At 66.2% G+C, this 20,709-nt stretch carries 20 protein-coding genes; 10 read left to right on the top strand and 10 right to left on the bottom strand.

The features are described from left to right. Positions 1-34 precede the first annotated feature (34 nt). Both OG555_RS36925 and OG555_RS36920 read right to left on the bottom strand, forming a co-directional pair. Positions 35-256, bottom strand: a complete 222-nt coding sequence (locus tag OG555_RS36925; protein ID WP_329477741.1) for a hypothetical protein — start codon at positions 254-256, stop codon at positions 35-37. 5 nt (positions 257-261) lie between these two features. Next, positions 262-714, bottom strand: a complete 453-nt coding sequence (locus OG555_RS36920) for a hypothetical protein (RefSeq protein WP_329477739.1) — start codon at positions 712-714, stop codon at positions 262-264. 757 nt (positions 715-1,471) lie between these two features. On the opposite strand from OG555_RS36920, the gene OG555_RS36915 reads away from it, so the two are divergent. Further along, positions 1,472-1,852: a hypothetical protein gene (locus tag OG555_RS36915; protein ID WP_329477737.1), complete on the top strand. Its 381-nt coding sequence runs from the start codon at positions 1,472-1,474 to the stop codon at positions 1,850-1,852. Between the two features lie 242 nt (positions 1,853-2,094). Here OG555_RS36915 and OG555_RS36910 read toward each other — a convergent pair. Further along, positions 2,095-3,500, bottom strand: a protein-coding gene (locus OG555_RS36910; RefSeq protein WP_442914459.1) for an IS3 family transposase whose coding sequence is annotated in 2 segments (ribosomal slippage) — positions 2,095-3,140 and positions 3,140-3,500 — 1,407 coding nt in all. Because the reading frame shifts where the segments join, the coding sequence is not laid out codon by codon here. A gap of 939 nt (positions 3,501-4,439) precedes the next feature. Between OG555_RS36910 and OG555_RS36905 the strand changes: the two genes are divergently transcribed. After that, positions 4,440-4,982, top strand: coding sequence for a hypothetical protein (locus OG555_RS36905; protein WP_329477735.1), 543 nt, complete (start codon positions 4,440-4,442; stop codon positions 4,980-4,982). Between the two features lie 469 nt (positions 4,983-5,451). On the opposite strand, the gene OG555_RS36900 is transcribed toward OG555_RS36905, so the two are convergent. Then, a complete protein-coding gene (locus tag OG555_RS36900; RefSeq protein ID WP_329477733.1) occupies positions 5,452-5,634 on the bottom strand; it encodes a hypothetical protein in 183 nt (60 codons plus the stop codon). A 26-nt stretch (positions 5,635-5,660) separates the two neighbouring features. Between OG555_RS36900 and OG555_RS36895 the strand changes: the two genes are divergently transcribed. Both OG555_RS36895 and OG555_RS36890 read left to right on the top strand, forming a co-directional pair. Beyond that, positions 5,661-6,110 (top strand): hypothetical protein, encoded by a 450-nt coding sequence (locus OG555_RS36895; protein WP_329477731.1) that lies wholly within the window; start codon positions 5,661-5,663, stop codon positions 6,108-6,110. Beyond that, the gene (locus tag OG555_RS36890; RefSeq protein WP_329477729.1) at positions 6,107-6,997 is read left to right on the top strand and encodes an aminoglycoside phosphotransferase family protein; all 891 of its coding nucleotides are present in this window, start codon (positions 6,107-6,109) and stop codon (positions 6,995-6,997) included. Before OG555_RS36895 ends, OG555_RS36890 begins: the two co-directional genes overlap by 4 nt. A gap of 109 nt (positions 6,998-7,106) precedes the next feature. Here OG555_RS36890 and OG555_RS36885 read toward each other — a convergent pair whose 3' ends face one another. Then, positions 7,107-7,898, bottom strand: coding sequence for an alpha/beta fold hydrolase (locus tag OG555_RS36885; protein WP_329477727.1), 792 nt, complete (start codon positions 7,896-7,898; stop codon positions 7,107-7,109). A gap of 151 nt (positions 7,899-8,049) precedes the next feature. On the opposite strand from OG555_RS36885, the gene OG555_RS36880 reads away from it, so the two are divergent. After that, positions 8,050-8,856: a COG4705 family protein gene (locus OG555_RS36880; protein ID WP_329477726.1), complete on the top strand. Its 807-nt coding sequence runs from the start codon at positions 8,050-8,052 to the stop codon at positions 8,854-8,856. A gap of 222 nt (positions 8,857-9,078) precedes the next feature. Here OG555_RS36880 and OG555_RS36875 read toward each other — a convergent pair whose 3' ends face one another. Beyond that, on the bottom strand, positions 9,079-10,782 hold the full coding sequence (locus OG555_RS36875; protein ID WP_329477725.1) for a M4 family metallopeptidase: 1,704 nt from the start codon (positions 10,780-10,782) through the stop codon (positions 9,079-9,081). A 44-nt stretch (positions 10,783-10,826) separates the two neighbouring features. On the opposite strand from OG555_RS36875, the gene OG555_RS36870 reads away from it, so the two are divergent. Both OG555_RS36870 and OG555_RS36865 read left to right on the top strand, forming a co-directional pair. After that, complete coding sequence (locus OG555_RS36870) at positions 10,827-12,251, top strand: hypothetical protein (protein WP_329477722.1); 1,425 nt, start codon at positions 10,827-10,829, stop codon at positions 12,249-12,251. Between the two features lie 696 nt (positions 12,252-12,947). After that, positions 12,948-13,448 carry a DUF2461 family protein gene (locus tag OG555_RS36865; protein ID WP_329477720.1) on the top strand — a complete coding sequence of 167 codons (501 nt, stop codon included), beginning with the start codon at positions 12,948-12,950 and terminating at the stop codon, positions 13,446-13,448. A gap of 377 nt (positions 13,449-13,825) precedes the next feature. Here the strand turns inward: OG555_RS36865 and fes are convergent, their stop codons facing one another. After that, the gene (gene fes, locus OG555_RS36860) at positions 13,826-15,064 is read right to left on the bottom strand and encodes an enterochelin esterase (protein ID WP_329477718.1); all 1,239 of its coding nucleotides are present in this window, start codon (positions 15,062-15,064) and stop codon (positions 13,826-13,828) included. A gap of 200 nt (positions 15,065-15,264) precedes the next feature. Between fes and OG555_RS36855 the strand changes: the two genes are divergently transcribed. Continuing rightward, on the top strand, positions 15,265-15,606 hold the full coding sequence (locus OG555_RS36855; RefSeq protein WP_329477716.1) for a phosphotransferase: 342 nt from the start codon (positions 15,265-15,267) through the stop codon (positions 15,604-15,606). Between the two features lie 38 nt (positions 15,607-15,644). Here the strand turns inward: OG555_RS36855 and OG555_RS36850 are convergent, their stop codons facing one another. Continuing rightward, on the bottom strand, positions 15,645-16,490 hold the full coding sequence (locus tag OG555_RS36850; protein WP_329477714.1) for an IclR family transcriptional regulator: 846 nt from the start codon (positions 16,488-16,490) through the stop codon (positions 15,645-15,647). A gap of 64 nt (positions 16,491-16,554) precedes the next feature. Between OG555_RS36850 and OG555_RS36845 the strand changes: the two genes are divergently transcribed. Beyond that, a complete protein-coding gene (locus OG555_RS36845) occupies positions 16,555-17,610 on the top strand; it encodes a Gfo/Idh/MocA family protein (RefSeq protein WP_329477713.1) in 1,056 nt (351 codons plus the stop codon). 68 nt (positions 17,611-17,678) lie between these two features. Further along, positions 17,679-18,164: an RNHCP domain-containing protein gene (locus OG555_RS36840; RefSeq protein ID WP_329477711.1), complete on the top strand. Its 486-nt coding sequence runs from the start codon at positions 17,679-17,681 to the stop codon at positions 18,162-18,164. 125 nt (positions 18,165-18,289) lie between these two features. Here OG555_RS36840 and OG555_RS36835 read toward each other — a convergent pair whose 3' ends face one another. Continuing rightward, a complete protein-coding gene (locus OG555_RS36835; RefSeq protein ID WP_329477709.1) occupies positions 18,290-20,017 on the bottom strand; it encodes an MFS transporter in 1,728 nt (575 codons plus the stop codon). Positions 20,018-20,049: 32 nt separating this feature from the next. Next, a complete protein-coding gene (locus tag OG555_RS36830) occupies positions 20,050-20,481 on the bottom strand; it encodes a MarR family winged helix-turn-helix transcriptional regulator (RefSeq protein ID WP_329477707.1) in 432 nt (143 codons plus the stop codon). Positions 20,482-20,709 lie beyond the last annotated feature (228 nt).

Below are 20,709 nucleotides of genomic sequence, written 5' to 3'. Positions count from 1 at the left end.
CCGATGTTCGCGACCAGCTATTGGCTCGCGGCGGTCAATTGAGCAACCGTCCGCTCGACTTGAGGTGTGAGCAGGCGGCGAGCGATCCGACGTCGCCCATCCCTGCGATGGCCTGGTCGACCAGGGTGCCGTCGCCGGCCATGTCGTCCAGCGCGTCGAGGATGTCGAATGCGCACTTGAACAGTGTTGGAATGACCGCCGATTCGAGATTCGTCGGCCGGGTTGTCCGGCCACCATGGGCAATGGGTCCTCCCATGTACGTCATGCTGCGCTTTCGGAGATGAAGTAGTTCGCCAGAGGGGTGCCGGCGAACTTCTCGCCCAAGAGACGGGCGAACAACAGCAGCGAGCTGCGTGGTCGGTAGCTCGCGACGATGTGCTGGGTCTGTCCGGCGGCGTTGCGGGTCATCAGAGCGACACAGCCGATGGGCTTGCCGTCGACCTGAGCGATGTAGTCCTCAAGCCAGCCGTTGTCGCCGCACGGCCCGGCGAAATGAAACTCCTGGGAAGTGCCGTACAGCGTGCGGATGCCGACCACGATGGTCCGGGCGGCGTCCGCTCCTTGCACGGCGCCGTCCAGCATCGAACCCTCGACGGTGACGTCGTCAGCCAGGTTGTCCAGCCAGGCAGGATAGTAGTCGGCGAGGGCGGGATCGCCGCTCGCCAGGTACCTCGGCGAGCCTTGCTGAGCCAGTGCGTCGCTCTTGATGGACATGGGAGTTCCTCCTTCTTTCAGCGTGGCCGCACTCCGGCAATGGCGGTCGTAACCGGCTGCCGGCAGAGAACTCTCTGAGCGCCGGTCGGTGACCTGTGGAGTGCTGATCCAAACGATCCGCCCATCTGGCGGCCCGTCGCGCCCGTGTACTCCACTGGTCGGCTCAGTTGACCTGCGGGCCAAGGAGCTTGTCGCTCGGCCAGCGCAGGGTGCCGAACGCGCATCGCGACCACGGTGCGCGGATACGTCGCGCCGGTGGCCAACCAATCTTCGAGGCTGGTCGGCGACATCCCCCAACTGTCCGACGTGACCGGCCTCAGCGCCGCAGGGTCGAACGCGCCCTCGACCGCCTGACCCACGCCCGGGTGGTTGCCTTGAGCCACCGTTTTCAGCCTGGTCACCGGCGTCGACGTCGGCCTCCCGCGTCGAGGTGATGGCGACCTACGCGGGAGTGCGGCGGTTGCCGTCGTGAATGACTGCTCAGCTACTTCGTCGACAGATGCGCCCGGCCCGGGCGAGCGCGATCGGGGACGACCCCGTGGACGCCGACCTCGGCGGATGCTCGAGGGTGTCGAGGAGCGGCAGCGGGAGACCCTGACCCCGGATCAGCGCGCTCGACTTCGGCCCGAAGGCCGAGGTGGCGCAGGGGCGGTCGTCGGGCTCGACGCGGCGCCGTTGTCGTCACCGCTGTTGGTGAGTGCTCCAGGACGGCCGTGTCCCGGCAGCGGTGCGAGCTCGGCTATGTGATCATGGGCTCGTGGGCCAGAAGAAGTCGCGACAGTTCGATGAGATCAGCGCCCGTGGTGACGGTGATCCGGAATCCAGCGGCGGTTGGCTGACGTGGCCACGGCTGGTACATGACCGCGAGTGGGTCGACGTCGATGGGAGTGCCTGGCGGATGCGTGGCGGCCCGCTGGATGCCAAGCAGGCCAGACGGCTCATGAAGCGCCCAGACGTCCATATCGTGCGCGCCTACGAGCTCAATGTGGCCGAGGTGCGCGGCGCCGAGCGCGATGCCTTACTGGTACGCGTGGAAGAGTTCTTTGCCGGGAACGCGCCTCCATATAGCGAGTTCGAACTAGGCGACTTCCGCGATCAGAACCACCGGGTCACGCTCATGGTTCAGGAGAGCTGCTGACACCAACGTCCTCATCTGCCGGCGAGAGTGATTCGATGTCATACCGATGAGCGGAGATATGAACCATGGGCCTGAAACACTCCGACGGTGACTGACGAGCGACCGTCCTCCGCGGATCCGGGTTGGACCATCCGGCACTTCTCGCAGTCGAACCCGTCCGGAAGCGGCTCTGGTGACGTAGCAGCGCTGCTGCGCAGGGTCGCCGATACGGAATTTGTCAAGGTGGTTGAGGCCAGCGGGAGTTACGCGGCGGTCTGTTGAACCGTCTTGTTTTGTTGGGTTTCGTGGAGGGGTGGGTTGATCCAGGCTGCGTCGGGCAGGCTGAGAATGGCCGGTGTCGCGGTGGTGGTGAACAGTTCGGGGTTCGCGGTCCGGGCTGCGGCCAGGGCGTGGTGGCGGCGTTGGTCGGTGGCCGCGGCGAGGCCGTAGTGGACGTCGGCGGGGGTGTGCAGCCCGATGCCGGTGTGGTGGTGGTCATGGTTGTAGAACTGGGTGAACTCGTCGATGAAGGTCCGGGCGTGTTGCAGGGATCCGAACCGGTCGGGGAACACCGGCGCGTATTTCAGGGTCTTGAACCACGCCTCGGAGAACGGGTTGTCGTTGGACACGCGGGGTCGTGAGTGAGAGCGGGTGACGCCGAGGTCGGCGAGCAGGGCCGCGACGGTTTTGGAGGTCATTGAGGTGCCCCGGTCGGCGTGCACGACCTGCGGGATCCCGTGGATCGTGAACACCTCGCGCATCATTTCTTCTGCCAGGACAGCGGTTTCGGTGACATGGACGTGCGCGCCGACGATGTAGCGGGAGTAGATGTCGATCATGACGTAGGCGTCGTAGTAGATGCCCTTGGCCGGGCCGGGCAGCTTGGTGATGTCCCAGGTGAACACCTGCCCCGGGCCGGTCGCGATCAGCTCGGGACGGCCCCTGGCCGGATGGCGGGCAAGACGCCGGCGGTCCTTCACCTGCGCGTTCGCGGCGAGGATCCGGTACATCGTGGACACCGAGCACAGATACTGCCCGCGCTCGAGCAGCACGGCATACACCTGCACCGGGGTCCGGTCGATGAACTCGGCGCCGTTCAAAACGGCCAGAACGTGGGCCTGTTCGCCCGGGGTGAGCTGGTTGGCCGGCGCCACCCGGGCTGTCACCAGCCCTGCCGGCGGCGTGGGTCGCCCGGCGGTGGCCCGGGAGATGCCTGTCAGGCTCGCGGCGTCCCGGGTCGTGACGCCGGCCGCGGTCAGCTCCCGGAACGCGCCCATCAGCGCCGCCTGGACGACTGCTCGTCCGGCGCGCTCTCGGAGATGTCCTCCAAGAGCGCGTGTGCTTTTCCCATGATCTCCAACGCCACCTCGGTCCGAGCCAGCCGCCGCTCGGCCTTGGACAGCTGGGCCCGCAACCGAGCGATCTCGGCCTGCTCGGCGCTGAGCCGCCCGGCCCTCGCGCCGGGCTCGCGCTCTTCCAGCACGCCACCGTCGCGCAGCTTGCGCCACTCGGTGATCTGCGACGAGTACAGGCCCTCACGCCGCAGATACCCACCACCCTGGCCGTCTTGGCAGGCCACCTCATACGCCGCCAGATGCCGAAGCTTCTCCGCCGGGGTGAACGTCCGTCGAGGCCTCGGACCACCAGCCCTCGGACCCGATTCACTCATCACACCATCATCGACTACCGGTGCAAGAACAGAACCAGCCATATCTCTCGATCATCCTGAATCTCGCCCTGCAGGAGCGGACTTGCTACGAGCCGCCGGCCTCAACTCACCCTGACACGCAGGGGACCTCCGACGCGACCACCTGACAGGCTCGGGGTCGCTCGTCGTCTAACTGCCGTACATGCCCTTCGTAATTACCTGAGCCATGACGTCAGCGAGCACATCACGACCCACACCGGCAACGGCCTCTGCCCCACGTCGGAGCTTGCCCTTCTTCGCTTCGTCCGGCTCGTTGTCTGCAGCCTCGTTGAGAGCGGAGACGGTGAACCCGGGCAAGGGTCGCCAGGTGGTCCGTGCCCTCTCCGTGCCCCATGCCGTAGCCGTTGATGGTCATCCACGGTGCTGCGGGTTTAGGTTCAGGCGGAAGCCCAGTCTGCGCGGACGGTAAGCCGCACTTCCAAACTGGCAACTACCGAGCATGATCACCGCTTAGGACTGCAATAGCGACGCACGGTTTAGGAAAGCGTTGCTCATCTCATCGGCCGTCAACTTGCGTGTGCGCTGCCTGGTGATCTGCCATCACGAAGTGCCTCAGACAGCACTGGTTGGGGCAGTCTTCACATTCGACGCTGGCTACATCGTCGGGCAGTCCAGTGCGCTTGTGTCGCCTCGCGCACAAGCGATTGCATCCCTATGAAGGTTCGCCGGGGGTGGCCGGCACGTTTCTTGTCGGGGAGGAATTGGCGTGCGCGGAAGGATTTCGTTTTTGGGGGTAGGGTAAGCAAACGTTGGCTTTGCCAGGGTCGGTGATCACCTTTTGAGCGAACCATTGGCGGAGTTTGGCGGAGCACCTCCATTTCCGGCAGTTTCGTCGCTTTCCGCAGCAACATCGCCGGGCGTACGCTGGCACCGACAACATGACCAGGGGAGGGGCATCTCATGACGTCATCAGCGGCGCCACGTCGGATCACTCGAGGTGATGCCACCGCGGTTTTCGAAGCGTTCGGCAATGGGGGCAGAGCTGTTCTGCAGCACTCTCGAGTTGCGCAAGGTGCACCTGCCGATGACTTCGGCACTCGTGGGTCGATCCGCCCGTTCGGTGGATCGCCATGGGACGGTGCGGCCTTCTGCGCTGACGACTGGCACGTGATTCTCATCGCCGACTTCGAGGGAGGCGATCATTCCTTCAGCCACCAGGACGCTGAACGCATCATGCAGGGGCTCACCGTCAGTTTCAGCCTCGACGGCAATCCGCTGGAGACGAGACGCACGGCGATCCGGCGTTTCCTAGATCCAAGCGGATTCGACCTGGACGTCGCCTACTACTTCCAGCAAGGAAGGATCATGGCGCCGGCAGACCTGACCGTCGGTCCTCACCGACTGGAAGTGGACGTTAGCGACTCGGCAGGCCAACAAGACTTTCACGACGCGATCACCTTCACGATCGATGCCTCCGGAACTGGAGCGTGCACAGCTAGCTGATCGTCACGGTGTGAGAGACCGGCAGAGTGGCTGGGCCGCTGTGACCGCAAGGAGGAGGCGTCTCCAGGCAGGCTGGTGTCATCCGCTGGCATGACTACCTGTCTATCGGGGTGACGTCGGCGGTTGGCTGTAGGCCGTCCCAGCCCCATGTCCAGCTCGGCCGGACTACTCACGTCAGTTGCCTGCGGCGTGACTCGCCGCATGGTGAGGTATTCCGACGCCTCGGTTCGCGCGCGTCGCTGGATCGCTGTTCCGTCGCTGTTCCGTGAGACACCGGCAAGCGGTAGCAACTGGTGACAGATAGCGAGACACAAATCCGCAGGTCAGCGCAAGATTCCTACCTATCCGCGCGGAGTCCGTGCCAGCACGGAGCAGATCTACACCATCTTCGAAGGCACCTCCGAAATCCAGCGTCTGGTGATCGCCCGCGCGATCTCTGGGATGCGCATCAGGTAGGCGTTTGCGCAGGTCAGAGACTGATTCCGGGGTCGTCGAGAGACTGGCGAGCATGCAAGAAGCCCAGCCTGTGGAGGCGTTGAAGATGCTGCAGCTTGGCCAGCTCGCCGCGCAGGATGCGGGTGATCCAGCCGAAGTCGCCTGGCTGCACGCCAACGAAGCGTTGGCCTACGCGATGCTCGGTAAGCACGATCATGTCGTCTCGCTCGTGCAGAACACGAAATGGGCCGTGCAGACAAGCACCGTGTCTCCCCGTGGACGACGCTGTACTTCACTCCAGGCGACTACACCGGGCATCAGGCACTGGTGTACACCTCGCTGTCGGCCTACGCGAAGGATGATGCGCAAGCTCACGAGCACGCCGTACGCGCGGTCGCATTCGCGCAGCAAGCGATCGCTGAATCCGGCCCCGACAGATCGCGCCGAAGCCGGACCTTCGATCGGATCATCCTGTCGACGAACCTACTGCGCACGAACGAGCTGGACGTCGGCATCGGCGTGGCTCCTGATGTGATCAATAAAGCGCAGCATCTCCGTAGCGGCCGCGGGCTCAGCCGCCTGGCTGAGATCGGCACCGCAGCATCACAACACCCTGGCAACTCCGACGCAGTGGACTTGTTACACCAGCTCGAATCCGTCCGCACAACCGCGCCGAAGGCACTCACCGCATGACGAACCTGTCCCCAGAGCTCGACCAACGGCTCAAGCACGCGCTCAAGGGCATCTGCCAAGAGGCCGGTCTTCTGCCAGACGAAGCGGAGCTGATCAAGTACACGAACAACGCCGTCTACCGCCTTCCCAGCCAAGGCGTCGTTGTCAGATTCGGAGCCGGTGACCTGGCCAGTCAGCGAGCCGACCACGTCGCGCGAATCGCCGCCTGGCTGGAGCTCCACGACGCGCCGGCCGTGAGACTCGCGCCAGGTCTGATCCAGCCCGTCTTGTTCGAGAACTACTCGGCAACAATCTGGCAGCTCCTCGAAGGTGGCAACCCCGCATGGACCGGCGCCGAGTTGGCGGCGCCCTTGCTCGGCTGGCACAAACTCGAGCCCATGTCCGGCCTAAAGCCCTGGGACCCCTTCAGCAGCGCGCGCAGTCGTCTCGCCATGGCCGACGGCCTCACGGCAGACGACCACGCGTGGCTCACCGAGCAATGGCTCAACATCGAAGCCGACTACCGCGCCCTCGCGCCCGACCTCCAGATGGGCCTGCTCCACGGCGACGCCTACATCGGCAACGTCCTACGAGAATCGACCGGTCGCTTCGTCCTCTGCGACTTCGACGGCACCAGCGTCGGCCCCCTCGCCTACGACCTGGTCGTCGCCGCAGTCAGTGCCCTACGCTTCGGCGCGACCCAAGACCACGAAGCTCTGGCTACCAGCTACGGCCTCGACGTCACCACCCTTCCCTCCTGGCCAACCCTCAGCCGCATCCGAGAGTTGGTCCTCGTGACGAGCGTCATCACCGACCTCCGCAACCGCCCCGACATCGCCAAGGTCCACGCGCATCGGCTGGCCACACTCAGATCGGGCGCCAACGAACTGTGGCACCGATACAAGTAGCTGTCGGCACCGGTCTAGAAGAGAGTCGCGGCTGATCCGTAGCCTGTGCGTCCTTGGAGCGCTCCACTGACTCCTTCGCTGCGTCGCCAGGAGCCCGATGCGCCGACGCTCAGCGGTATCGGTCGAGGAACCTGCTGAGTTCCGCGATGTACCGAGGACGGTTGTCGCGACGCACCGAATGGCCGGTCCCGGCGATGTGCACCGCCCGGAACTCGCCGGCGGCCGCTCGGGCGCAGCGCACCGCGTACTCGGTGGAGATCAGCGAGCCGCGTTCAGTGTCCCCGTGGATCAGCAGTACCGGACACGTTATTGCGGCCAGCAGGTCGGTCAGCGGGGCCGCTTCCTGAAACGGCAGATCGAACAGATGCGGGTTGAGTTGCGCCTTCGACATGGCCCAGGGCTCGAGCTCGTCATCGGGCCAGGCGGGGTCCTCGGATCGGCCCCGCGCGATCCGTGACGGCAGGTCGAGGGCTCGTAGGTCCGCGAGCCAACGCGGCACGGACCACTGTTCGTCCTGTTGGCCAGCGGACGGCGCTCCAGTCGGCGGGTCCTCCAGCACAACCGCCCGGACCTGGTCCGGCCTTGACGCGGCCAGGTAGGCGGCCGACATCGCGCCCATCGAGTGGCCCACCACTACCATCCCGCCGTCACGGGGCTGGCTCGACAGCACGAGGGCAGCATCGTCGCGGTGTGCGGCATAGCGGATAGGTTCCTCTGGTAGCCCGGACTCGCCGTGCCCGCGCGCATCGATCGCGAGCGCCCGAATCCCGGGCATCGCGCGGATCAGTGGCTCCCAGCACTGCGCAGAATCGGAGAAGCCGTGCAGGAAGGCGACCTCGGCCGCCGCCTCATCGGTCCGGTACCACGCCAGGTGGGCCGTTCGGCCTCGCACGCCGAACATGGTTGCGGACAATAGCGCAACACGCGCGCGCCGGCCGATTGACTGAACTCTTCCGAGCGCCACTGCTGTCGCTGGTGGTGGGAGAGTCCTCACAAGAGGTCGGCATCACTATCAGGTGACTCTCAGCTTGTGGTGCCTATCCTCCGAGACCATGCAAACCCGAGTGTTCCGTGCCCCGAAGGTCCCCGCGGTCTTCCTCATGTTCTGGGTAGTCAAGCTGCTGACCACCGGAATCGGCGAGACCGCCTCGGACTACCTCGGCACCGTCAGCATTCCACTCGCCGCCGTCATCGGGATCGGTAGCTTCTTCGCCGCTCTCTACCTGCAACTGAAGGCCCAGACCTACCACCCGGCGCGCTACTGGGTCACGGTGCTCGGCGTCGCTCTCTTCGGCACGATGATCGCCGACGGACCGCACGTCGCGCTCGGCACGCCGTACTGGTTCGACTCCATCGTTTACCTCGTACTGCTTTGCGCCCTTCTGACGTGGTGGCAGCGAAGCGAGGGCACGATCTCGGTGCACTCGATCACCACCGCCCGGCGCGAGCGGTTCTACTGGGGCGTCGTCCTGATCACCTTCGGCCTCGGCACCGCCGTAGGCGACGCGACCGCCATCGACTTCGGCCTCGGCTTCACCTGGTCGATCCTCCTGTTCGCCGTGCTGATCGTAGTGCCGCTCGGCCTGTGGAAACTCGGCCTCAACGTCACTGTCGCCTTCTGGTCATCGTATGTACTGACCCGACCGCTCGGCGCCTCGATCGCCGACTGGCTCGGCAAAGGCACCCACGACGGCGGCGTCGGCTGGGGTATCGGGCCCGTCACCCTCGTCGGGCTGCTGCTCTTCGTAGTGTTCGTCGCCTACCTGACCGTGACCCACAGCGATGTCGACCATGCGGCCATCCACGCCCGTGACTCGACCGTTAGCGAACCCGATCCGGTCCTCGACTCACGGTCCTAGAAATCGTCTAATCGCGATCGCACGCACCAGGGGGAGTTCACCCGGGGGCCGAGGCGGCGCTGAACCTGCTGGGTGGGCTCGACGTGGTGGATCGACATCGGCCCCGCCCTCGCGGGAAGAGTGGCTGTCCAGGGTGGGCAGCCCGCCGGCGCCGTTGACGGCCATTGGCTAGTGGATCATCTGCCCGTCTTGACTCCATCAGTCACCGTCGTGGGCAGGTGGTCAGACGATGCCTACGGCGTCGTACGCGGCCTCGACGGCGGCTACCCGGTCGGCGATGTCGGGCAAGACCTGGTGTCGGTTCGTGATGCTTTCGACGAGCGTCTTCCGGGCGTCGGAGAAGGTCGCATTGTCTGTGAGCTGAAGCAGGATGTAGTAGTACATCTTGGCGATCTCGTCCGGGGGCAGTATCGGCGAACCGTCAGGCATGGTCGTGGTCAGCATCAGGAATGCCGCGCGGTTATGGATGCCGGAGTTGTAGTGGACGCCACCGTTGTCCTGGCCCGTGTACACGTAGTCGTTCATGTGTTGCGGTTGTGAGGGATCTCCAAGACTGGGGTTTGCCAGGTTGCGGAGTAGGCCACCCTTCTGTCCGAGTCCCGGGCCGATGTCCCAGGACCAGGTTGAGGTGTTCTGTCCTCGGTTGGTGCGATTCGCGACAATGACGCCGAGGATGTCGCTGATCGATTCGTTGAGGGCGCCGCTCTCGTCCCGGTAGCGCAGCTTGGCGGTGTGGTCGGTCAGTCCGTGGCACAGTTCGTGGGCGACGACCTCGAGGTGCCTGGCCGTGCTCACCAGCTGCCCGCCCGTGGAGCTTTGTCCATAGACCATCCGGTCGCCGTTCCAGTAGGCCTGGGGGAAATCTGTGGCACCGTTTGACCGGGCGCAGTTGACCACGCTGACCAGGGTCATCTGCCGGCCGTCGATGCTCTGGCGGTGGAGGAGGCTCTCCAGGAAGTCGTGGACGATCTGTGCGTTGACGGTCGCGGTGACCGCGGCTCGGTTCGTGGCGGCCCAGGCGGGTGTGGGGCTTGAAACGGGAGCGCCGAGGCCTGGTGGCGGCAGCCGGAGGTTGTACGGCTGGAGAGCGAAGTCGTGGGTGACGGTGTTTCGGCCCGGGTCCAGCATCTGGAAGTCCTGGCCGGTTTGCGATCCGTCGAAGCGGCAGTCGGATTGATCCTCGCTGTCGCCGGTGCAGACGACGGGCTGGACGAAAGCCGGCGCGACTGCCCTGGACTGCGAGAGCTGCAGCACGATTTCGCCGGCGATCGCGTCGACGTACGCGTCGAACCGTGCGGGCCGATACAGCGGGGACTCCCAGCCGCCGGCGTGCTCGTCGATGGTGTCGGGTCGCCTCGAAATCTCCACGTCAGTGACCCGCCAGCACAGGACGAACCCGCGATCAGGGACGTGGACGAACACCAGATCCGGGACAGTAGGTTGGAAGAGCCAGGGGAATGGAGCGTCGGTGCTATTGGCAACGATGTCGACCGCCAGCCCCGGGTGTACCCGCGGCGGGAACGGTGCGGACTCGGCGAGTTCGGCCTCATCGGCGACTTCGACGTTCAGATGGGCCAGGTCCTGATCTCCGGAAAGCTCCACCATCGCGCGGGCGCCGTGCACCGGCACGCCTCTGAACAGCTGGCGAAAGCGGACGACCGATCCCTCGTCGAAGGGCGACCTGAGTTCTTCCAACAGGGTGAGCGCCGGCACCCAGGCCGGCGAGTCAGAGGCACGGAGCGCGCGGAAGGCACGGCGCTCAGGCTCGGTCTCCAAGGCGCTGTCTAGATAGCGCCGCGCCACCAACTCGTTGTTCAGCCGTCCCGCGCCGGACTCAATTGCCCGGAGGTTCAGCTCGAGCATCCGCGGCCGTGCCTCGGCCAGATCCTCGGCGCCCCGCGACAGGTGGTGAAATCCGTCGGCCATAATTGCCCCCCGATGAGCTGAAGGGTAGTCCTGAGGTCCTTGGGTTGTCATCGGCCGGCTACGCCATTGTCCATCCGGGCGGTCAGGCTGATACTGAAATGCGCGATGCGCGATGCGCGGGGACCCGGGGGGTGTTGACCATGCCGGTCGACCAGGAACAGATCGATCAAGCAAAGCTCGAGCAGACGCTCGCGGAGGCCGCAAAGGCAAAAGCCGACGCGGAGAAGGCGAAAGCGGATGCGCAGAAGGCGGCCGTGGACGCCGCGAAGGCGCAACGCGAAGAAGCGGAGGCGTCCGGCGCTCTCGGCCGCGAGCAGCGGGAAGCCGCGGCCCACAAGGCGATCGCCGAGGCGCAGAAGTCCGACTTCGACACCCAGCAGGCTCGGGTGGCCGCATTGATCCCGGACCTGTCGAAAGCCACCGTGCCCGAGCTAAAGGTTTCCGGCGATCAGTCACTGTTCAGCTCCCGGGTCACCCATAAGGCGCTGGGAAATGCGGCGAAGGCACTCGCGGATGCGGTGGCCGCGTCGTTACCGGCTAAGGGCGCCGGCCGGGTCCTCCTCACCTCGGCCGATGATCTCGCTTCGCTCGACGGTGTCTATGTCGAGGTGGAGCAGGGCCTCAAGATGCTGCACGACGCCGCCGACGCCCTGCTGCCGAATCCGGACGGCATCGCCCCTGCCATTGTCGCAGGGGTGGTGGCGGCGATTCCCGGACTCATCTCGTTCTTCGCTCCGACCCGAAGTGTCTCCAGCCACGCCATGAGTCTGGACGACCCGGTGATCCTTGCCGACGTGGCCGGCCGGCTGGTGGGTGCCCGCGACATCATGCTGGCGGACTTCCGCACTGTGCCTCAAGACGGTGTGGTCAAGCTGGACAGGGAGTTGATGGACAAGCGCGGTCTGCTGCTCGACGAAAAGGCACGAGCGGACTCGGACCAGGCTGAGGCGGAAGCCGAGGCAGCCGTCAAGCAGTCGGCCCTGGACACCGTACTCAGCAAGCATCAACAGGACCCGGAAGAGCCGGCGGCACAGGAGGAGATCGACAACGCGACCAAGGCACGCGACCACGCAGCGGCCCTTCTGGTGCAGAAGACCCGGAACGCCGAGCAGGTGCTGGACGTGATCAAGGGGATTGATGATTTCCGGACCGCTATCCATGTTGTCCCGTCAGGAAGTGCCCGCTCGCCGCTGGTGACCGCGGCGTTGCACGAAGGGCTGCACGGGACCGCAGGCGCCGCGGACCGCTTCGCCGCGGTCCTGTTCGTGAAGGGAGCCGGCGGGTCGATCGACCAACTGACCGACGACCGCAAGGTCCGCAAGGATCGTTTCGACCTACTCGGGACCGCGACGATCGCGTACTGGGTGATAGACCCGCTCGACAGCCTCGTTAAGGCGTCGGGAACCGCGGTCGGGTCGGCCCGAATCCAGGGAACGATCGGCGACACGCTCACCGTGACCAACGACTGATGCTCGCCATCACCAGCGACAATGACAGCCGACCAGTTCGCGCCGACGAGGATACGAAGCCACCCGGCGGACGCAAGTGCTCGTTCACGAATCCATACCCGATAACCAGATCGACCGATCTCGTCAGCCGATTCCGATTCCAACTTTGTGTCCGCCATTTCCCCCACGCTTCGCGGTGATGCCCCTTTATCGCGAGTTGATCGACGGCGGTACATATATTCGCGATCTCCCTCGATAGCAGAGAGTCCAGATGGCTTCTGCCAGCAGAAGCGCGTGCGGCGAGTGCTCCCACCCGCCCCCGGCTGCCGCCGGGGACCTGCGGGCTGTCGCCCGCGAGGGGCTCGCTAGCGCTCGCGTGCGACTGCCCCGTGGTCGCGCCTGCCGGGATAATGAACAATCGCGCCCCCGGCTCGGCTGCCGAACTCGAATGTGCAGCCTGGCGAGTTGTGTCGCCAGCACTGGCTGGGCGTTCGGCACTCGTGTCGACGGCCCGCGAGTTGCTCTGGCAGCGAGGGTCACGCGCCGCTCCGTTCGGATGCGCTCGGTAGGCTGCGTGACGTGACTGGGGCTTTCGAGGGGTGGCCGAGGTCTGCGTTCGATGTGCTGCTGGAGCTTGACGGTGATCCTCCGGCGGATGTGAGGCGGCGATGCCGGCGGGACCGGGAAGACCTGGTTCGCCGACCGATGGTCGAGCTGATGAATGCGGTGGCTGACGCGGATCCGGAGTACGAGGACTTCGCGGTCTGGGGCTACGGCGATGTACTGGTGCAAGCCTGGCAGCGGCAGCACGCGATCGTCCGGCTGGCTCGGAACATCGAACTGGGAATCCGGTTCGATCTGGACGGCCTGGAGGTTGGGTTGGCGTGGTGGTACGGGCCGTCGGTGCAGATCGAGCGGTATCGCGCCGCGGTGGCGGATCCGGGTTCCGGGCCACGCCTGGTTGCCATCATCCGGAGTCTCGAGCGGGACGGTTTCGTGATCACGGGCGACCAGCTGAAGCGACCACTGCGCGGCCATCCCGCCGACCATCCGCGAGCGAAGCTACTGCGACACAGGTCGGTCATCGCAAGCCGACCGCTCGGCTGCGAGGAATGGATTCACACCCGCGCCGTGGCAGATCACGTAGTCGCCGCCTTCTCCCAGCTACGCCCGCTGGCACGCTGGCTCGTCAAGAATGTGTCCGGGCCGCGACTGTGACGCGTTGTGCCGGCTCGACGAAGGTCGCAGGTGACGTCGCGATGGTCCGCCACGCACCGCCCATGGAGCGTTTACGCTCCGGCCGGGCGGCGCCGTGCTGCGTCCTCCCAGACAGGCGCTGAGAGGACGCAGCTTCGGGGCGGGAACGCCGACTCGACGTGGTGAGGTATCGGGTAGCGCTCCCGGTGGAACGGACGCGGGGTGCAGGAGCGCCGCAAGCTCGCCGAGTCCGCTCTGGTCGCACGACGTCCCTACGGCTGCGGGCCACCCGGTACTACGAAGTCGCGGCGCGCTATCGGACCAGGCTCCACGTTGCCGGTATCAACGAATCGCCTTCGCCCGCCAGGAACCCTTTCCTGGTTGGTCGGCCTCGGATGTCATTGCGTCAACGAAGGGGAAGTAACGGTGGTCAACGCGTCGGCGAGCGAGCCGCGCCAGCAGGCGTAGTCGTGGCCGCCGTTGAACTCCGTGTACTTCACTTCGTAGCCCTTGCTGCGCAGGATGGTTCGAAGGTGGCGGTTTGCGACAAGGATGGATGGGCCGTGGTCGGGGGTTTGACCGCGTTCTTGCAGGCCGGCCTCGATGTAGAACCGCACGGGCTGTCGCTCGGACTCGGCATACTGGCGGGTCAGCCACTCGTGTTCGTGATCATCCTCGGGGCTCCACCAGAACGATCCCGACTGCGAGATCACGTTGCCGAAGATATCCGGGCGACTGAGCGCCGCGAACGCGGCGGCCTGACCGCCATGGCTCTGACCGGCGACGATCGTGCGCGCGGGATCGGTGGTGATCCGGTACTGCTCGCGCGCCCAGGGCAGCAGTTCGTCGGTCAGGTACTCCAGGAATGGTCTGCCGCAGGGGAGTTCTCGATTGCGGATTTCCTGGGTCAGGCTGTCGACGAGGACGGCCACCATCGGCGGGATGCGGCCGTCGTCGATGAGGTTGTCCAGGATCGTAGGGAACGGCATCGGGCCGCCTACGACGTCGCCGTCGAACAGCACGAGCAGCGGATACGGCTCGTCGTCGGGTCGGTAACCGAGCGGGGTGTAGACCCAGATGCGGCGCTCGTTGCCGAGGATCTCACTACGGTGCAGATGCTGGACGAGCTCGCCATGGTTGCCGTGGGCACGCGGAGTCAGCCACGGCTGCGCGGGCGCGGCCGGTAGCTCGACCAGTGACACGACAGTCTCGTCAGTGCCGAGGAATTCGTCCTCGGGATAGGAGAACGTTGCCGGGTTGAGTGGATCGGCGAACCAGTGCGCCGTACGTTCGTGCCAATCCTCGGCCTTGGCCGCCGAGCCGTCCACGTCATCGACCGCCAGGCGGTAGGTGCAGCGCAGATCGGCGCGGACCCGGCAGGCGAGGTACCAGACGTCGGTGCCGTCCAAGTGGTGCATCAAGTTGCCCGGTGCCTCCCATCCTGCTGGGCCGCCGAACACCGAGACGCTGCCATTCAACTCGCTCGACCGATAGAGAAAAGTCAGCCAGACATCGCGGTCGTCATCCAGCACGGGCTCCACCATTGGCGCACCCTGCTCGGCGACTTCGGCCCAGAATTCTTCGGTTCCGTCTGGATCAAGTTTCTGCAGACGCGGACTGTCGAGCAGGTCGGACATGCATCACCCCTTCGCCGTCGCCCTACAGTAGGACACCCTCGGGCCAACGACATGTCGAACCGGTGGCGTCACGCGTACCGGAACCGGTGGATTCACGGTCCCATCTGGAAGGGGCCGGGGGCAGCGCGTGGCGGGCAGAACAGACTCGGGCTCCCTACGTCTCGCGATCCGGCAAGCTCCACTTGTCGACCGCCGGGCGCATGCCCCTGTCGCTACGCGACAACGACACCCGGCGCGAAAGGCTCCTAGCCTGCACGCGGACGCACGGCGATTTGCAGATCACCCATGTATTCGTTGCCGGTGACAAGATCACCGGCGTCATCGACAGGTCCGAGGCGAGCCAGGGCGATGCGATGTTTGACCTCGCCAGCTTGACGCTCGGACACGAGGAGCGCCTTGCTGACCTCGTCGCCGGCTACGGCGCGGACGTCGACCTCGAGGTGATCCGCGCGTGGTGGTCGTTGCGAAGCCTGGGGCGGCCCGCTGGCTGGTCGAGCACGGCTTCGACCCAGACTCGCCAGGCTGCGAGTTCGACGTGCTGAGAGCCGCGATGTGAGGCTGCACCACCCGACGGCTCGGGTCAGTCCAGGGCGCCGAGCAGTTCCGCTGAGATCGCCTGTGCCTCGCTGATCAGCAGGGGGACTGCCGCCTTGCCGAGTTCCGGCGTCATCCGGAAGGCCGGCCCGGAGACCGAGATCGCCATCGAGACCGGTACGTCGGGGATCCGTACGGCGTAGCAGACGACACCGATCTCCTGTTCGCCGTTGTCCCTCGCGTAGCCCGTGCGGCGGATCCGGTTCAGTTCGGTGCGGAGCTTCGCCAGGTCGGTGATGCTGTGCTTGGTCGCGGCCGGCATCCCGACCCGACTCATGATGCGGGCAACCTGGTCGTTGGACAGTCCGGCGAGGATCGCCTTGCCGACCCCCGTCGAATGGGTGTGCGCGCGGTGACCGACCTCGGTGAACATCCGCATCGCGTGCGGGGAGGGGGACTGGGCGATGTAGACGACCATGTCGCCTTCCAGCACCGCCAGATTCGCCGACTCGCCGATCTCCCGGGCGAGCGTGTCCAGGTGCGGTTTCACGATCGAGCCGAAGTCGACCCGGCCCGCCAGTCTCGCCATCCTGAGCCCGAGCCCGTAATGGCGGTTCGGCAGCTTGCGGACGTATCCGAGCGCGACCAGCGTCTTCAGGAACCGGTGCGTGGTCGGCGCCGGCACATCGATGGCGGCCGAGAGATCGGTCAGCGACGAATCGCCGCTGTCCGCCAGTAGCTCGAGAAGGTGGAAGGCCCGTTCGACGGATTGGACAAGGTGGTGCTGTCCGAAACCTGGTTGGGGAGTGGAGATTTCCGGCTCCGCCTTGCAGCGGATGGAGCGAAGGGTGTCGTCCCTCTGACCCGTCCACGGCTCGCCAGGGGTTGGCAAGCGCTTGCCAAACTGGCATAGGGTGAGTGGCAGTCGAAGGTTCGTCGAGTCGGGAGGAATACGAGTGACTTCCACGCAGGCTGTCAGGTTCGCCGCGGTCGGGCTTGATCACGCGCACATCTTCGGTCAGATCGCGGGCCTGATCGGGGCTGGTGCGGAGTTCGTCGGGATGGCGACCGACGACCCGTCGGCTGCGATCGCGGCCCGGGTCCGGGAGCGGTATCCGGATGTTGCGGTGGTCGAGAGTCCGGACGAGTTGCTCGGCCGGGACGGGATCGACTTGATCGTGACCGCCGCCGTACCGGATCGGCGGGGACCGATCGCGGTGGCGGCGTTGCGGGCCGGCAAGGACGTGATGACCGACAAGCCTGGCTGTGTGAGTTTGGATCAGTTGGAGGAGATCGAGAAGGCGGTCGGCCAGACCGGGCGGTTCTGGTCGGTGACGTTCTCGGAGCGGTTCGAGGTGCCCAGCGTGATCAAGGCCGGTGAGCTGGTTCGTGAGGGCCGGATCGGGACGGTGGTGCAGACGCTGGGGATCGGGCCGCATCGTGTTGGGGATCGTGGTCACCTCGGTGGTGGGGCGGGTCGCCCGGACTGGTTCTACGACAACAACCGGTACGGCGGGATCCTGACCGACATCGCCTCCCACCAGATCGACCAGTTCCTGTGGTTCACCGGCGCACGGACGGCCGAGATCGTGGCGAGCACGGTGGGGAACTTCGCCAACCCCGACGAGCCTGGTCTGCAGGACTTCGGTGAGATCCTGCTGCGCAGTGACAACGCCCAGGGCTACATCCGGGTCGACTGGTACACGCCGGCCGGTCTGCCCACCTGGGGCGACGGCCGCCTGATGATCCTCGGCACGGACGGCTACATCGAGTTGCGTAAGTACGTCGATATCGCGGGCCGGGACGGTGGTGACCATCTGTTCTTGGTCAACCAGGAAGGCATGCAGTACGTCGACTGCTCGCAGGTGGAGACCACCTACTATGCGGACCTGGTTCGCGACGTACGGGATCGAACCGCCTCGGCCGCGCCGCAGGAGCACACCTTCGAAACCATGCGCCTGGCCCTGACGGCCCAGCAACAGGCGACCGTCCGCGGAGCGGCACGGGGATGAATCGTCGATGGTTCTCAGGAGTTAATCGATTGACGCTGGTGGAGGCGGGCTGATCTGCTGGAGGCGGTGTGCCGGATGAGCCGGCGCGGACCGGAAGGAGGGAAGCCGATGTCTGTCCTGTCCAGCAGCTTCGCTCTGAAAGGTTCTTCGGTTTGGTATTCGCACGTTCGTTCAGCTGTGAGCACTGCGGCGTAGAGGTTTCCCTCGACGCCCCTGGAACTACCCATCGCAACCATTGCCCGAGCTGTCTGTGGTCGCGCCATCTCGACCGCAACGTCCCGGGTGATCGCAAGGCCGATTGCGCCGGCGGCATGGAGCCGATCGCGGTCACGGTCCGTGGCGAGGGCCGTTGGGTCCTCATCCACAGGTGCACCAACTGTGGGCGCCTGCGTCTCAACAAGACTGCCGGTGACGACAACGTCCTACTCCTGATGCGGCTGGCGGCCCTGCCGTTGACCATGCCGTTCATCCCGTTCGCGGCCGAGCCCGAGACCGAGGGCAACGGCTCACATCCCGCCGCCCGCAAGCCGAGGGCCCGCAAAACCAAGGCCTGAGTGAAGCCGTCAGGCCCGTGGCGGCGGCTTGGACGCCGACCACGGGCCCGACGAACGCGGCCAGCCGAATAGTTGCGTTAGGCAATGACACCGACCGTCGCTCGGAGTCTCATCGCCTGCCTGCCTTAGGGGTTCTGCTGTGCAGTGCCTGGCGACGCTGCTATCAGGCTGGCAACCGGTACGGCGCTTTTGCCGGGTTCGACCAGTACGACCGTGCGGGCCGCGGCGTGGGTCAATGCGCTGGTAAAGCTGCCGTCGGCGAACTGGGCCACCGGCCCGCGCGGGGACCGGCCGACCGCGATCGTGCGCGCGTCGACGTCGTCAGCGTGCTGAGCGAGGACCCGACCAGCGGCGGCGTGGTCGCCGACGCTGGTGAGCACCTGACCGGTGGCGGCGATGCCTTGCGCGAACAGCCGGTCGAGGTGGTCCAGGACCGCGGCGTGTGCCTGCTCGGCGTCCTCGGCGTCGATGGCCAGTTCTTCGACAACGGCGGTCTCGAGGACGTGGACGACCTCCAGGGGGCGACCGGCGTCGCGGGCGATCATGGCGGCCGCGTCGACGATCTCGGCGGCGTCGTCGGTGGCGCCGACCGCGACGATGACCGGTCGGTACGCAGCAGTCGGTGTGTCGCCGACGGGATGCAGGCTCGGGCGTACGGTCTCGCCCTCGACCATGCCCTGCTCGGCTGCGGCGACCAGTTTGTGGCCGGAGGCGAGTACGACGATGGCCAGGATGAAGGCGACGCCGCCGAGGTAGAAGGGGACGCTGAGGTTGGTGGCGTCGGCGAGCTTGCCCGCGGCGAACGGCGCGAGGCCGCCGCCGATGAACCGGACGAAGCCGTACGCCGAGGAGGCGACCGGCCGCTCCACCGGCGAGACGAGCATGACCGCCTGGGTGGTCAACGTGTTGTTGATCCCGATGAACGCGCCACTGACGATGACCGCGACGATGACCGCCGCCGGAGTGTTCACGCCGATCGCGATCACGGCCATGACGATGCCGAGGCAGAACAGGTTGACGTAGAGCACCGGCGCGGTGCCGAAGCGCGCCTGCAGCCGCGGTGCGAAGAACACGCTGAAGGCGGCGACCAGTAGGCCCCAACCGGTGAAGACCAGGCCGAGCTTGTGGGCGTTGAGTTCCATGGGGTACGGCGCGTAGCCGAGCATGGTGAAGAATCCCCAGTTGTAGAGCAGCGCCATGATGCCCATGGTCAGCAGGCCGCGGTGCCGCAACGCCTTGAGTGGCGCGGCCAGCGATGTCTTGTGCTCTGGTTTCGGCAGGTTCGGGACGAACGCGACGGTCGCGACGAGGGCGATGAACATCAGCACCGCGACGCCGAAGAACGGCCCGCGCCAGCTGATGCTGCCGAGTTCGCCGCCGAGCAGTGGCCCGACCGCGATGCCGAGGCCGAGCGCGGTCTCGTACAGGATGATCGCCCCGGCGAAGCCGCCGCTGGCCGAGGCCACGATGACGGCGAGGCTGGTCGCGATGAACAGGGCGTTGCCCAGGCCCCAGCCGGCGCGGAACCCGACGATGCCGCCGATGGTGTTCGAGGTGCCGGCGAGCGCGGCGAACGCGACGATCAGGATCAGTCCGACGATCAGCGTGCGCTTGGCGCCGATGCGGCTGGATACCCAGCCGACTACCAGCATCGCGACCGCGGTCACGACCAGGTAGCTGGTGAACAGCAGCGACACCTGGCTCGGCGTGGCGTGCAAGCTGCCGGCCAGCGCGGGCAGGATCGGATCGACGAGCCCGATGCCCATGAACGAGACGACACAGGCGAACGCCACGGCCCAGACGGCACGCGGCTGCTTGAACGGGCTCGGAGCTGTCCCATGGGACGCGGTCATCTGCAGGTTCTCCTCACGGTGGGCGTGTTCAGTCAGTCGGACGCCCGCGACTCGACGAGTCGGGCGAGCGCGGGTAGCGCGGCGGCGATAGCGGCCTGATCCTGCGGATCGAGGCGGTTGAGCAGGTGCTGCAGCGCCTCGGCGCGCTCCGCACGCCGGCGCCTGAGGAGTTCGAGGCCGGCTTCGGTCGCCTCCACCAGCACGGTGCGGCGGTCGTCGCTCTTCGCGGTGCGGCGCACCAGGCCCTCGCGTTCCATCCGGGTGACCAACTGCGTCATCCCCGGCTGGGAGGCGCGCTGGGCGTGAGCCAGCTCCGTCAGCCCGAGTGGCCCGTCACGTCCAAGGCGGTGCAGGGCGGACGACGCTGCCGCGCTGAGGTCGCCGGCGGTCGAGACCTGGCGGATGAACGTCACCAGGTGTTCGAGCACCACGACCAACTCAGTGCCGGAGGCATCCGATTGCATAACCCCATTATGCATAACCTCCTTATGAAAATCACCGCCACCCTGAAAGAGAGACGGAGCTCACTTCCCAGGTCGCACGCCGGGCACTTCCAGCGGGCGACCGACTCAGCCGGGGGGGCGGCGCCAGTCGTTCGACTCGTCGAGGCATCCGGCGCTGTGCCTCACAGCTTCGGCGCTGAGGTTGCTGGAGGCAACTACTCGTTCCGCGGCCGCTCCGCATCGGCTGGG

It is taken from the genome of Kribbella sp. NBC_01484 (assembly GCF_036227145.1).
Classification (GTDB): domain Bacteria; phylum Actinomycetota; class Actinomycetes; order Propionibacteriales; family Kribbellaceae; genus Kribbella.
The sequence above is the reverse complement of the archived record's forward strand: the minus strand, read 5'-3'. Positions and strand labels throughout refer to the sequence as shown.